This window comes from Candidatus Burkholderia verschuerenii, assembly GCF_001189365.1.
In the GTDB taxonomy this organism is placed as follows: domain Bacteria; phylum Pseudomonadota; class Gammaproteobacteria; order Burkholderiales; family Burkholderiaceae; genus Caballeronia; species Caballeronia verschuerenii.
Genome location: NZ_LFJJ01000007.1, coordinates 26,758 through 39,548 on the forward strand (window position 1 = coordinate 26,758; position 12,791 = coordinate 39,548).

Annotated in this window: 11 protein-coding genes and 3 pseudogenes; 4 read left to right on the plus strand and 10 right to left on the minus strand. The window is 64.0% G+C overall.

Annotation, left to right across the window (positions count from 1 at the left end; genetic code table 11):
- Window positions 1–36: 36 nt before the first annotated feature.
- The 7 genes and pseudogenes from BVER_RS03080 to BVER_RS03110 all read right to left on the minus strand — a co-directional run bounded on the left by BVER_RS03080 (window position 37) and on the right by BVER_RS03110 (window position 6,449).
- Window positions 37–315 carry a type II toxin-antitoxin system RelE/ParE family toxin gene (locus BVER_RS03080; RefSeq protein ID WP_050452037.1) on the minus strand — a complete coding sequence of 93 codons (279 nt, stop codon included), beginning with the start codon at window positions 313–315 and terminating at the stop codon, window positions 37–39.
- Window positions 315–512 (minus strand): type II toxin-antitoxin system RelB family antitoxin, encoded by a 198-nt coding sequence (gene relB, locus BVER_RS03085; protein ID WP_050452073.1) that lies wholly within the window; start codon window positions 510–512, stop codon window positions 315–317. The genes BVER_RS03080 and relB overlap by 1 nt, the downstream gene beginning before the upstream one ends.
- An 87-nt stretch (window positions 513–599) precedes the next feature.
- Entirely contained in the window at window positions 600–1,451 is an 852-nt protein-coding gene (locus BVER_RS03090) for an IclR family transcriptional regulator (RefSeq protein ID WP_050452038.1), read from the minus strand.
- Between the two features lie 74 nt (window positions 1,452–1,525).
- Window positions 1,526–2,347, minus strand: a complete 822-nt coding sequence (locus BVER_RS03095; protein ID WP_050452039.1) for a sugar phosphate isomerase/epimerase family protein — start codon at window positions 2,345–2,347, stop codon at window positions 1,526–1,528.
- Between the two features lie 11 nt (window positions 2,348–2,358).
- Window positions 2,359–2,970 (minus strand): NIPSNAP family protein, encoded by a 612-nt coding sequence (locus BVER_RS03100; protein WP_050452040.1) that lies wholly within the window; start codon window positions 2,968–2,970, stop codon window positions 2,359–2,361.
- Window positions 2,967–4,691: pseudogene (locus BVER_RS03105) on the minus strand (FAD-dependent oxidoreductase). The gene BVER_RS03100 and the pseudogene BVER_RS03105 overlap by 4 nt, the downstream one beginning before the upstream one ends.
- A pseudogene (locus tag BVER_RS03110) lies at window positions 4,688–6,449 on the minus strand (FAD-dependent oxidoreductase). Before BVER_RS03110 ends, BVER_RS03105 begins: the two co-directional pseudogenes overlap by 4 nt.
- A 261-nt stretch (window positions 6,450–6,710) precedes the next feature.
- Here BVER_RS03110 and BVER_RS03115 point away from each other — a divergent pair.
- Complete coding sequence (locus BVER_RS03115; RefSeq protein ID WP_050452041.1) at window positions 6,711–7,532, plus strand: shikimate dehydrogenase family protein; 822 nt, start codon at window positions 6,711–6,713, stop codon at window positions 7,530–7,532.
- Window positions 7,533–7,683: 151 nt separating this feature from the next.
- Window positions 7,684–8,148: a hypothetical protein gene (locus tag BVER_RS03120; RefSeq protein WP_050452074.1), complete on the plus strand. Its 465-nt coding sequence runs from the start codon at window positions 7,684–7,686 to the stop codon at window positions 8,146–8,148.
- Between the two features lie 6 nt (window positions 8,149–8,154).
- Here BVER_RS03120 and BVER_RS03125 read toward each other — a convergent pair whose 3' ends face one another.
- Window positions 8,155–9,462, minus strand: coding sequence for a glycosyltransferase family protein (locus BVER_RS03125; protein ID WP_050452042.1), 1,308 nt, complete (start codon window positions 9,460–9,462; stop codon window positions 8,155–8,157).
- A 373-nt stretch (window positions 9,463–9,835) separates the two neighbouring features.
- Between BVER_RS03125 and BVER_RS03130 the strand changes: the two genes are divergently transcribed.
- Window positions 9,836–10,357, plus strand: a complete 522-nt coding sequence (locus tag BVER_RS03130) for a DinB family protein (RefSeq protein WP_050452043.1) — start codon at window positions 9,836–9,838, stop codon at window positions 10,355–10,357.
- Window positions 10,358–10,366: 9 nt separating this feature from the next.
- Here BVER_RS03130 and BVER_RS03135 read toward each other — a convergent pair.
- Together BVER_RS03135 and pdxY are read right to left on the minus strand one after the other, a co-directional pair.
- Window positions 10,367–11,325, minus strand: a pseudogene (locus BVER_RS03135) (MBL fold metallo-hydrolase).
- Window positions 11,326–11,428: 103 nt separating this feature from the next.
- A complete protein-coding gene (pdxY, locus tag BVER_RS03140) occupies window positions 11,429–12,310 on the minus strand; it encodes a pyridoxal kinase PdxY (RefSeq protein ID WP_050452044.1) in 882 nt (293 codons plus the stop codon).
- Between pdxY and BVER_RS31130 the strand changes: the two genes are divergently transcribed.
- Complete coding sequence (locus tag BVER_RS31130; RefSeq protein ID WP_157055907.1) at window positions 12,281–12,556, plus strand: hypothetical protein; 276 nt, start codon at window positions 12,281–12,283, stop codon at window positions 12,554–12,556. The genes pdxY and BVER_RS31130 overlap by 30 nt on opposite strands.
- The last annotated feature ends 235 nt before the right edge of the window (window positions 12,557–12,791 follow it).

Here is a 12,791-nt window from a genome sequence, read left to right on the forward strand (position 1 = left end):
CGGTGGGACGCTGATGCGCGTCTCGCTTCACCGCCGCTATTTCGGATACTGCTGCCTGGAGTGCAACACGCCCAGCACCTGAATGAAATCGTCGACGATTTCGTAAACGACGACATAGTTCGGATGCGCGACGATCTCAAACGTATCCGGCACGCGTCCCCTTCGAAAAAGGTGCGGATGCGTCGTGGCAGGCGTAATGCAATTCTGAATCAGCTCGAATATTTCGATTGCCGAACGCGCGTTGTCCTCAGCAATGTAGTCGGTCAGGGTATCGAGGTCATCGAGCGCTTGGGTAGTCCATCGAATCTTCAGCATCAGGCTTGCTTGCGTTCCTGTTCCTTCAGCTTGGCCTGAAGCTTGCCGCGAATGCGCGCCATTGCTTCGTCATGGGCAATCAAGGGGCCGGGGCGATCGCGCGCGTCCTGAATTTTCGCCCGATACCACGCCTCATAAGCCTCGGCATCCTCGACAGTAGCAAATTCCGACACAATCGGATCGAGCGGCGTAGTCATCTTAATGTCTCGTTTCATGATGAAAACGATCATAGCGCAGGGCATCGCCGCCCGTCACTTCGTCCGTTCGGCGTAGGCAAAATCGCATCAGGCCGCTTTGACGCGCTTGGGCCGCCCCTTCGCCGGCGCGGTTTCGACTTGCGTCTGCGCTACCGCCGCCGGCCGCTTGAAATAAGGCGAGCTCAAGGTCGCCGCGCCCATGTCCGACGCCGCTTCGAGCAAGGCCGGCGCAAGCTCCTTCAGCCGCGCGTCCGGCAGACGGCTGGTCGGCCCCGCGAGACTCACCACGCCGACGACGCGCCCCGTCACCGGATGATGAATCGGCGCGGCCATCGACGTCATGCCCGCCTCGTAGGTCTCGCTGGCGATGCCGTAGCCACGCTTGCGCGCGGCTTGCAGATCGGCGAGAAACTGCTGGATGGTCTTCGGCGCTTTCGGCCCGCCCGAACCCGGCTTGCCGAGTCCGCCCTGTTTCGACACAAGCGCCAGCGCTTCCTCGTCCGATAAGGACGACAACCACGCCTGCCCGCTCGCCGTGCAATGCAGCGGCGGCTGGCCCATGTCGGGGTCGTAACGCAAGCCCGATTTCGCGCCCTGCGCCTTGCCGACGAACGTAATGTGATCGTCCTCCACCACGCCCACCCGAGCCAGTTCGCCCGATGCCGCCGCGAGCCGGTCGAGCACCGGTTGCGACACATCGAGCACGCCGCCCGTCGACAGATAAATCAGCGCCAGCGACACCAGTTTCAGCGCCAGCATGTACTCGCCGTGATCCTCGTCCTGACGAACGTAGCCTTCGTCGATCAGCATCGCGAGCAGCCGATGCGTGCCGCTGCGCGGAATATTCAGCGTATCGGCGATGGTCGCGAGCGGCATGCGTCCGCCGTTCTTCGCCAGCAGTTCGATGATCGACAGCGCGCGCTCAAGATTTCCAGCCATCTTCAACCTCTCGAAGTTCCAATTCGGAATTGGAACATGGTTCCGCTTCGGAATTCAACTGCCTTGCTTAGTCTTCAAGATGTGTACGCGGCGTCGAGCACGGCGAGCGTCGCTTCGCGAAGGCGGCGGGCGCGCGTCAAAGCGTCGGCGGTTTTGGCCCACGGCTCCAGCGGACATTCGATCGAAAGCGGCAAATCGTCCGGCAGCGCGCGCAGAATCGCCGCCAGGTCGATGCCGCCTTCGCCCGGAATCGCGCGTTCGCAGCGCGCCTGATACAGCAGCGTCGCGAGATCGGCCGGACGCTCGGCTGGGGCATCGCAAAATTGCAGATAGCCGAACCATTCGCGCGGCAAGTCGCGCAACGCGGCGGGCGAATCGCCGGCGCGGTCGAAGTGGATCGGATCGACGATCAGCCCCGTATTCGCACGCCGCGCCGCCTGCACGATGCGCGCGCCCTGCGCGAGATTTTTCACGTCGGTCCACGGCATCGGCTCGATCGACGGCGACAGGCCGTAAGGCTGCGCCAGATCGCACAACTGCGCGAGCCGTTCGGCCATGCGCGACTCGTCGGGATCGTTGCCCGCGACGAGCACGTAACGCGCGCCGAACTCGGCGGCGGTCACGAGCATCGGCTCGTAATCGGCGACGGTCGTGCCCGGCTTCAGACGCAGGATTTCCGCATCCAGCACGCCGATGCCGGTATCTTTCAGCACCGCGAGCGTTTCGCGCACCAACGGCGTCTTGCCGACGATATCGTGCCGAACCTCGGTTTCCGTCGCCGGCAGCAGGCGCAGCCCGACGAAGTCGTAACCGGCCTGCGCCGCGCACGCCACCATCTGCGGCGGCGTCAGTTCCAGCACCGTCAGCGCGGAGAGAGACAGTTTGCGTCGTGACATAGCGGCGCTCCTCAACGCAGCGGCAAAAACGGCGCGGGCACGTAGATGGTCGATTCCATCGTCGTCAGATGCGCGGGTCCGCCCTTCGGCGGCCAGATGCCGTCTTTCACCGCTTCGGCGCGAATCCGCGAACGCTCGTCGACGCTCTTGTACGGCCAGATATTCAGAAAGCGCGGCACGGTGCCGTCGAGCGCGTACATCGCGCCGATCAGCGGCGAGCGCTTGGTGCGCTCCGGCACGGCGTTGTCCCAGGCGTCGATCGTATGTCGCAGGCTCGCGAGCTTCGTGCCGTAGACGCGCATCTCGTAGATGCCGCCGTGCACGGCTGGTTCGATCGGCGGCAGAAACGGAAACAGCGCGTAACTGTTCACTTCGACATCGAGAATAAATTCGCCGCAGCCGAACGGATTGCCTTCGAGCAGCAGACGCTGGCGCTCCTTCACCAGCGCCGCCTCCGATTCGAAGCCGCGCAGCACCATGATCTTGCCGAGCGCGCCGATATCGGAATACCAGCAGCCGAGCAGTGTCGAGCCGGGCTGATTGCCGCTCGCCTCGATATTCTGGAAAACCTGCGCGTTGGTGCCGAATTTGACGGTGAGTGTGACGATGTCGTACAGAGTCATTGCAGCGTCCTTGCCTGTGTGGATGATGAGAAATCGTCTGCGTCCGCGCGCGCCGGTTCGGCGAGCGTGAGGCCGGCGAGATAGCCGAAAGTCATCGCGGGTCCGAGCGTGATGCCGCCCGCGGGATAGTGTCCGCCCATCATGCTGGCGGCATCGTTGCCGACGGCGTAAAGGCCGGGAATCGTGCGATGCGCGTCGTCGAGCACGCGGGCGCGCGCATCGGTGGCGAGTCCGGTGAAGGTGCCGAGGCTGCCGGGCACGAGCTTGACCGCGTGAAACGGGCCATCGACGATCGGCGCGAGACACGGGTTCGGTCCGTGCGATGCATCGCCCTGCACGCGGTTGTACGGCGTCGAGCCTTTGTGAAATTGCGGATCGAAGCCGTCTTTCGCGTAGGCGTTGTAGGCCGCGACGGTATCGCTCAGACCGCGCGCGTCGATGCCGCAAAGCGCGGCGAGCGCGTCCAGCGTCGGCGCGCTCTTCAGATACCCCGAGCGCTCGTGACTGCCCAACGGAAAGGGAAACGGCTTCGCGCAACCCAGCCCGTAGCGCCGCTGAAAACGATGATCGCAGACGAGCCACGCGCACGCTTCCTCGCCCGGTTTCGTGGTGCCGAGCAGCGCGGAAACAAAGTCGTAATACGACGATGCCTCGTTCGCGAAGCGCCTGCCCGCGCGCGTCACCGCGATCACACCGGGCTTGCCGCGCTCGATCAGATGCGGAAACGCGACCTCGCCGCCCGCCGCCTTCGGCACGAGCGAAACGGGCGCCCACGCCGCAGCCGCTTCGAGCGTGCCGTCGAAGTGCGCGCCGATCGCCTCGCCAATGCCGATGCCATCGCCGGTATTGGTTTTAGGCGCGGCGGACCAGTGCGGCGTGTAGGCGAACGTCGCGGCCTGACGCGCCGGATCATGCGGATAACCGCCGCACGCGAGCACCACACCGCGACGCGCGTCGATCGCGTGCATCGCGCCGTCGATCTCGACGCGCGCGCCGCTCACGCGCTCGCCATCGCGAATCAGCGCGACGGCGTTCGCGCGCGTTTTCAACTGCACGCCGCGATCGGCGGCCGACTTGAGCAAGCGCGCGACCAGCGCATTGCCGTTGACGAGATGCATCGACCGGCCATGACGCAGCGCATGCCACGCGAACGCGGCCAAGCGCTTCGTGACATGCCACGCCGAGCGAGCGCTGCGCGTCGCGTTCAGAAAATGCGCGAGATCCTGTCCCGATGCGATCGCCATGCCCTTGATCGTCATCTCGTCCAGCGGCGCGCGCAGCTTGTCGATAAGCGCGCCGAGTTCGCGTCCGTCGAACGGCATCGCGCAGACGGAGCGGCCGCCGGTCGCCGCGCCCTGCGTTGTATGAAAATCCGGAATGCGATTGCCGTCGATAAAACGCATCGCCGTATGACGCTCGAAAAACTCGATCATGCGCGGACCGTGTTCGATCAGCGCGTCGGCTTTGGCCGCGTCGAAATGCGCGCCGAGCTAGCTTTGCAGATATGTCCGCGGCGCTTCCGTATCCTCGACGATGCCCGCGCGCGTCGCGAGCGGATTGCGCGGAATCCACATCCAGCCGCCGGACCACGCGGTCGTGCCGCCGAACACGTCCGCTTTCTCGCAGACGATTACGGACAGGCCGCACGTCGCGGCGGTGACGGCCGTCGACAAGCCGCCCGCGCCGGACCCGAGCACCAGAACATCGCATTCGAGTTTCATTTGTGGCTCGCGTACGTGAGTTCGTCCAGCTTGACGGGCGCGGTCGTCGCGGCAGGCTTGACGCGCGAGCGCGCCGTCGCGTGCCGCGCCGCGAGATACGCGAAGGCCAGTCCCGGCCCGAGCGTGATGCCCGGCCTCGGATAGACGCCACCCATCACCGATTGCATGTCGTTGCCGCAGGCGTAAAGACCGCCGATGGGCCGGTCGTCGTGATTCAGCACGCTCGCGTTCGTATCGGTGACGAGGCCGGTTGCCGCGCCGATATCGCCAGGATAGAGGCGGATCGCGTAGAACGGCGCGCGGCCGATCGGGCCGAGGCACTTGTTCGGGCCGCGCCAGTTGGCATCGCCGTTGGCGTTTTGATAGGCCGTCGTGCCTCGCTGGAAGTCTTCGTCGACGCCGGTCTGCGCAAAGCGTCATGCGCGCGACGCTATCCGCGAGTCCCGTCTTGTCGATGCCGAGTTGTTCCGCGAGCTGATCAAGCGTGTCGGCGCGCGTGAGATAGCCATCGGCGAGAAACGGCGCGAGGCCTTTTCCGCCCGGACGCACCATGCCGAGTCCGTACTTACGCAATCCTTCGGAGTCCGTTACAAGATACGTGGCCTCTTCCGCCTTTCGCATCGCGATACCGAACAGGTGATACGACGTGTTTTCGTTGAGAAAGCGCTTGCCGGTTTTATCGACGGTGATCATGCCCGGCTTGCCGCGATCCATGATGAAGTGCGGAAACACGGCGGTCGTGCCGTCGGCTCGCTTGCGGATCGACACCGGCGCCCAGAACGCATTCGACATCGCGCCCGAACCGAAACGCGCGCCCACGGCAAGCGCGAGATCCTGCGCGCCGCCCGTATGCCCGGGCGCGCCGGGACACCACATCGGATCGGCGCCCGGCAACATATCCTTGCGACGTTGCGGATGCCGGTTGAAGCCGCCGCTCGCGAGAATCACGCCGCCCGTCATCGCGATGCGCCGCGTCTCGTTGATCTGCCGCAGCGTCACGGCGTCGATGCCGCTCGCGCCCGCATGCAACGCCTCGACGCGCGTGCTCGTCAGCACGGTCACGCCCTTGTCGAGCAGCGAATACAGCAGCCGGCCGATCAACGCGTTGCCCATCACGAGACGCGTGCCGCGCGACGAACTCAGGCGATCGCGTGCGTGCCGCGCGAGCAACTTCGCCGCATGCGCGAACGACGCCGCCGACTTCGTCATGTTGAGCAGATGATTCACGTCGTCGCGATCGACCATCATGCCGCCAAGCACGGTGAATTCGGGAATCGGCGGACGAATCAGCGCGAATGCAAGGCCGAGTTTGCGGCCATCGAAAGGCAAGGGTTCGAGCGCGCGGCCGCATCAGGTCGAGCCTTCCACTTCGGACAGATAGTCGGGATGAAACGGGCGCGCGCGATATTTCACGTCCGAATTCGCTTCGATATGCGCGATGGCTTTCGGCCCGGCATCGAGGAACGCGCGACGCATCGCCGCGCTGCTGCGCTCGCCGATGGCGCGCGTCAGAAAGGCTTCCGCGTTCGCGGCAGTATCCTCGTGATTGACGCTCGGCGCGTGCTTCGACGCCGGAATCCACGTCGTGTCCGCCGAGTAGGCCGTCGTGCCGCCGACGTATTCCGTGCTTTCGACCAGCAGCACACGCGCGTCGTCGATGGCCGCAAACAGCGCCGCCGACATGCCCGCGCCGCCCGCGCCGACGACCACTACATCGAATGTCTCGTTCTGACCGAGACTGCCCAGCGTCTCCACCATGCTTTTCGCTCCATCGGCTTCGTAGCGGTTGCTGCGAAACGCGTCGTTGAATTAGAACGTTCTTTGATATTGGAATGATATTCCACAAATACTGCGCTTGCCAAGCGGTTTATTGGAATCGCACGCGCGTTTCCGAAACGCCAATTCACCATGAAAGTCAGCTTTGCCCGTTAGTTGCCCACGTATTTGTTGAACACTATTCCATTTTCAACTAGCATTCATACACAGGATTTTTGAGACTACAACGGAGACATAAGAGGCATGGACACAGCTTTTTCCGCTTCCCTCGATGCGGGCCTGAGCGGCGCGACGCGCGTCTATCACATCGTCGGCGATCCGATCGCGCAGGTGAAATCGCCGGCCGGCGTCACGGCGGCGATGCGCGCGCGAGGCAGCGACGCCATCGTGATTCCCGCGCACGTCGCGCCTGCGGATCTCGCGACCTATTTCGCGGGCGCGACGGCTACACGGAACGTCGACGGCGTGATCGTCACGGTGCCGCACAAGTTCGCGGCGACCGAATTTTGCAAATCGCTCACCGACGAAGCCGCGTTCCTCGGCGCGGCCAATATGCTCAAGCGCAACGCGGACGGCTCGTGGCACGGCGGCACATCGGACGGCGTCGGCATGGTCGCGGCGTTGCGCGCGGCCGGATGCCGGCCCGAAGGCAAACGCGCGTCGTTGATCGGCGCGGGCGGCGCGGGATCGGCGATCGGGTTTTCGCTCGTGGAAGCAGGCGTGGCGTCGCTCGCGATCCGCGACTTCGACGCCGCCCGCACCGGCGCCCTCGCCTCGCGCCTCGCCGGATTGGGACACGGCGCAGTCACCGTCTCCGACGATACGGACCCGCAAAGCTACGACATCGTCGTGAACGCGTCGCCGGCCGGCATGCGACCGGGCGATCCCTTGCCGCTCGACGTTTCCACGCTCGCGCCGACGACCTTCGTCGGCGACGTGGTGACCAAGCCGCCGCTCACGCCGTTTATCGAAGCGGCCCGCGCGCGCGGTTGTCAGACCGTCACCGGCACGCAGATGTTCGAGCGCGTGTGCGAGGCCATCGTCGAGTTTTTGCTGGAAGACTGAACGCCGCCGTTCGTCGCCATGTGAATCGGATTGTTCTGGTTCAATCCGCGACCGCCTTCCTTCACCATTGCCCCGCGCGTTCGGCTCCCTCGAATGCGCACGACGCGTGCCGATGCACGGCTCGCGCAATCAGAGGCATATGAAGGCTGCAATGAATTCGGACAAGAACTTACTGAAGCGTGCTGCGCGCGCGATCGTCGCGGCAAGCGCGTTTTCCTTGCTGGCGGCCTGCGCCAGCGCGCCGGGCGCATCCACGGCCGTGCCGGGCGACGCAAAACTCGCGAACGGCCGCATCAACGGCAAGCAATATCTGACGACGGTCACGACCAGCGCGAACGGCTCGTCCGGCCCGACGCTCGGCGTGGGCGGCGGCGGTTTCGGCGGCAGCGGCTGGAGTGGCGGCGGCGCGGGCGCGGGCCTGAGCTTCGACCTGACCAGCCTGTTCCAGAAGAATCCGGAACAAAGCACGAAGGTGTATCGCTACACGGTGAAGCTGAACGACGGCTCGAAGCGCGACGTCGACAGCACGCTCGATCTGCTGGACGGCGCGTGCGTCACGACGATCGATTCGGCGCAGCCCGGTTATCCGCGCCTGACGCCGTCCAACGAATGCTGATGCCGTTCAGCGACGTTTGATTGCCGCGCGTTGCGCCAGATCGGCCGCGACGCGCGCCACCACCGGCGTCCAGTCGCCGGCTTTTTGCTGACGGACGAGCCGCACCGAGTCGTACCACGGCTGCGTTTCGCCCGTGCCCCAGCACCAGTGCGACGCGCGATCGATCATCGCCAAAACGGGCCGGCCGAGCGCGCCGCCGAGATGCAGCGGCGAACTGTCGATGGTCACCAGCGCATCGAGCGCCGTGACGAGCGCGGCGGAATCGTGAAAATGCTCGCGATAGTGCTGCGTGACATCCACGATATCCGCGCCTGCCGCGCGCATGCGCGCGATATCGGCATCGCGGCCGGGCGCGACGGGGTAGAACGTCACGCCGGAAAGTTGCCACAGCGGGGCGAGCGCATCCACGGGAATGCTGCGTTGGGAATCGCGCCGATGCGTCGGACTGCCCGCCCAGACGATACCCACGCGCAGCCTCTCGCGACCATCGTCCGCAAGACGATCGCGCCACGTCTGCACGAGCGACGGCTCGGCATCGAGATACGGACGGCCGTCGATCTCCGCTGGCGACAGGCCGAGCCAGTACGGCATGCTCATCATGCCGATCGTAAAGTCGATGGCATCGAAATCGTGCGTCTCGACCGTGACGCAATCCGGCACGAAGCGCTCGATCAGCGGCTGCAACGGCGCACGCACCGCGAGCAGCGGCTGAGCGCCCAACTGCTTAACCGCCGCCGCGAAGCGCGGATAAAGCCGCACGAACTGAAGATCGTCGCCGAGACCGAGTTCGCTATACACGACAATGCGTTTGCCCGCGAGCGGCTCGCCACGCCAGCGCGGCGCCAGCGCTTCCATGACGCGCACGACGCTCGACGTGTCGCGCGTCCGATCCAGACGACGCAGAAAGCGCGTCCAGCCATCGCGCCATGCGCCGCGACGCAATTCGAGATCGGCGAGATCGAGCGCGACGCCCATTTGCTCGGGATCGAGCGCCGACGACTCGCGATACATCGCTTCCGCTTCGTTGTAACGCGCCTGCTCGAGCAAATAGAACGCGATGGCATGCTTGACTTGCGCGCTCTCCGGATGATGTGCGAGGCACGCGCGCATGACCGCTTCCGACGCTGCGCCGTCGTATCGCAGCCAGTGACAATGACTGAGTTGCCAGCTCAGTTCGATATCGTGCGGAAAGTGCTGCAAGGCGTCGATACAGAAACGCTCGAGCGCGGACCAGTCGCCGGACTCGCGAATGCGAAGCGCGGCCGCGAGGGCATCGGCGGCGGAAGTGTAAGCAGTGGGATGAAACGAAGACATGAACGAACGGCAGAATGACGCAGCCGAAAGTCTAGCCGAAACAAGGCGCGTAAAAGTAGCGATTTGCCCGCGAATAGTCCCAAAATGCAACGTTTCGTCGCACTGTTCCGGTTCGGATTACTGACGGTTACGGACAGTTGAGTCATAAGCCGCCTGAAATACACTGCTTCGCTTTGAAGATTGAGCGCGATCCGGAGCTTTGCGATACTGCCTTCGTTGCCTTGTCTCCTCAGTGTCCGTCCCCGACCGGGAAGTCTCGCAACCGGACGCACTCTCGCCGCCCACTCCCCTCGGGCGGTTTTTTTTTGCCGAGGCTGGTAACGCGATGGCGCATCATACGGACTTCGCACGCTCGTCACGACGGAGACCGGCCATGCAAGACCTACTGAAATCGCATTTCGACATGTTCGCGCGCTACAATACCTGGGCGAACGCGCGCCTTTACGACGCGGCAGGTGCGCTGCCCGATGCCGACTATCGGGCGGATCGCGGTGCGTTCTTCAAGTCCGTGCACGGCACGCTGAATCATCTGCTCGTGACGGATCGCGTCTGGATGCATCGTTGTACGGGCGAAGGCACGCCGCCCGAACGCCTCGACACGATCGTCTTCGATACCTTCGCCGAGCTGGATGCCGAGCGCCGCGAGGAGGACTCACGCATCGAACGATACGTCACGGCGCTCACGCCGCAAGCGCTGGCAGGCACCATCAGCTACAAGCGCGTAACGACACCCGAGCTGTTCACGCAACCGCTGATGCCCGCGCTCGCGCACTGGTTCAATCATCAGACGCACCATCGCGGGCAAGCGCATGCATTGCTGACGTCCCTGACGGGCCGTGCGCCGGAACTCGATCTGCTGTTTTTTCAGCGGCTGGCGCTGACTGGCGGCGCGTGAATCGACGCCTCAATCCTGCAACGCCGCCCACATGTCCTTATCGCGTTCGGCCGTCCAGATACGCGGATGCGCGATGCCGCTCGCCTCGTCATACGCGCGCGATACGTCGAACGGCAAGCAATGCTCGTAGATGAACACATGGCCGAACTTCGGATCCATCGATTTGCGGGTGAGCGCCATCGCGCCTTTCAGATCGAGCTTTTGCGCGACGGCCTCGCGGCCGGCCTGCAGCAGCGTCGTGACGAAATCTTTCGTGTAATCGAGGCCACGGTTGACGTCGGCCGGATTCAGCAGCGCGGGGCCGCGTCCCGGCACGAGCTTTTGCGCGTCGAGCGCGCGCAGGGCTTCCAGCGTCGCGGGCCATTGTTCGAGCTGCGCGTCGCCGCAATAACAGGCGGCTTCGTATTCGACCAGATCGCCGGAGAACAGCACTTTTTGCGATGGCAACCAGACGACCGTGTCGCCCTTCGTATGACCCGCGCCGAGATGCGCGATCCTGACTTCGAGCTTGCCGAGCCATAGCGTGATCTCGCGCTCGAACACGAGCGTCGGCCGGTCAGGCCCGGCACGGTTTCGACGCCCGCGAACAGGCGCGGAAAGCGCTCGATTTCCGACTTCATGTCGGCCTCGCCGCGCTCGACGATCATCTCATACGTGCCGCGGCTCGCGATGATCTGCTGCGCGCTTTCCGCGAAATACGCCGACGCGCCGAGCACGCGCACCGCGTGATAGTGCGAGAGCACGACGTATTTGATCGGTTTGTCGGTGACGCTGCGGATTTTCGCGATGAGGTCCTGCGCCATCGCGGGCGTCGCGGTGGTATCGACGATCAGCACGCCGTCGTCGCCGATGATCACGCCCGAGTTGGGATCGCCTTCCGTCGTGTAGGCGTAGGCGTTCTCGGAGAGTTGCGTGAACGTGACCTGCTTCTCTTCGAGGTCCGCCTGCGATGCGAATGCCTTGGCCATGTCGGTGTCTCACCCATGTTTTTTCGAATGAAACGATGATCGACGCGGACCCTCCGTTTGTCAACAGCGAACGGATTTGCTAATTACAAACAAACGGAACGCGTTACCGGCGCTTCTCGGTCTCGACGCCCATGACCCGAATAGCGGGAAATCGGTCCGTCGGCTTGGCGATCTCGTCCTGCGACGCGACGATTTCGAGTTCGTAGCGACCGGCTTCATAAGTCGCCTTGACGACCGCATTGACGGCGGCGAGCGTATGTTCGAGCGCGTTGCGCAGGGAATCGCCCAGCAGCGTGCGCGCGACGAACACCGCGCTCGTCAGATCGCCGACGCCCACCGGCTGACGCGCGAACGGATACAACGGACGCTGCGCGAACCACGCCTCGCTCGGGCTGACGGCCAGCATGTTGAAGGTATCGGCGCGACTGTTGCGATCCAGCAGATGCTTGACGAGAATCGTGCGCGGCCCGCGCGCGATGATCTCGCGGCACGCATCGACGGCTTCTTCCACCGTTTCGATCGGACGCCCGGCCAGCTTTTCCAGCTCGATGTGATTGGGCATCATCGCGTCGGCGACTTCGGGCATGGTCGTCACGAGGAAATCCTCGATGCCGGGCGCGACGATGCAACCGCCGGTCGTGCCCATCACCGGATCGCAGAAAAACAGCGCGCGCGGATTCACCGCCTTCACCGTCCTGACGATTTCGACGACCGCCCGGCCCTGCTCCGGCGCGCCGAGATAGCCCGACAGCACCGCGTTGCAGCGCGCCAGCACGCCGATCGCCCCGATTCCGTCGATGATGTCTTCCAGTTCCGAGGAAGCGAACACCTCGCCGGTCCAGCGCCCGTACTGCGTGTGATTGGAAAACTGCACGGTGTTCAGCGGCCACACGTTGACGCCGAGACGGCGTATGGGAAACACGGCCGCGCTGTTACCCGCGTGGCCGAACACCACATGGGACTGGATACTCAGGACGTTGTTCATGTTTTGATTCTCTGTGGCGAAGCGTTCGGTCTGATCAATCGCTCGTCCTGCAAGGCGCTTTTCACCCGTGCGCGCGTTTGCGACAAAGCGGGCGCCTGTCTGCCCGCTGCCCGCCAGGAGCCGCGAAACAGCGTTCTCGTATTGTGCCGCGCTTCGACGCAGTGCGGCATGGCAGTGGGTCGTTATAAATTGCCGATGCGCGTTTTGTCGAGCGACGAAATTCGTCGGGATGCAAAACGTCGCTAAAACGTGGCTAAAAGGTCTCACATATGCAACACGATGCATCGTTCGGCACAGGGTTTGCTCGATCTGGCCGAGCGTTTCGCGCGTACATTTCAGAAACTTCGGGCCGCGCACGCACGCAAACGCTCTCGCAAAAAAACCGCCGTCTTGCTCGAACGAATCTCACACTAAAAAGAGCGCGCGCCGGATAATGCTTCCACGTACTTAATTGAATCCAACATCGAGGACGAATCACACT

Bases quoted from the DNA above. Each gene is read 5' to 3' on its own strand.
- BVER_RS03080 (WP_050452037.1), bottom strand. From the start codon at position 315: ATGCTGAAGATTCGATGGACTACCCAAGCGCTCGATGACCTCGATACC.
- relB (WP_050452073.1), bottom strand. From the start codon at position 512: ATGACTACGCCGCTCGATCCGATTGTGTCGGAATTTGCTACTGTCGAG.
- BVER_RS03090 (WP_050452038.1), bottom strand. From the start codon at position 1,451: ATGGCTGGAAATCTTGAGCGCGCGCTGTCGATCATCGAACTGCTGGCG.
- BVER_RS03095 (WP_050452039.1), bottom strand. From the start codon at position 2,347: ATGTCACGACGCAAACTGTCTCTCTCCGCGCTGACGGTGCTGGAACTG.
- BVER_RS03100 (WP_050452040.1), bottom strand. From the start codon at position 2,970: ATGACTCTGTACGACATCGTCACACTCACCGTCAAATTCGGCACCAAC.
- BVER_RS03115 (WP_050452041.1), top strand. From the start codon at position 6,711: ATGGACACAGCTTTTTCCGCTTCCCTCGATGCGGGCCTGAGCGGCGCG.
- BVER_RS03120 (WP_050452074.1), top strand. From the start codon at position 7,684: ATGAATTCGGACAAGAACTTACTGAAGCGTGCTGCGCGCGCGATCGTC.
- BVER_RS03125 (WP_050452042.1), bottom strand. From the start codon at position 9,462: ATGTCTTCGTTTCATCCCACTGCTTACACTTCCGCCGCCGATGCCCTC.
- BVER_RS03130 (WP_050452043.1), top strand. From the start codon at position 9,836: ATGCAAGACCTACTGAAATCGCATTTCGACATGTTCGCGCGCTACAAT.
- BVER_RS31130 (WP_157055907.1), top strand. From the start codon at position 12,281: ATGGGACTGGATACTCAGGACGTTGTTCATGTTTTGATTCTCTGTGGC.
- pdxY (WP_050452044.1), bottom strand. From the start codon at position 12,310: ATGAACAACGTCCTGAGTATCCAGTCCCATGTGGTGTTCGGCCACGCG.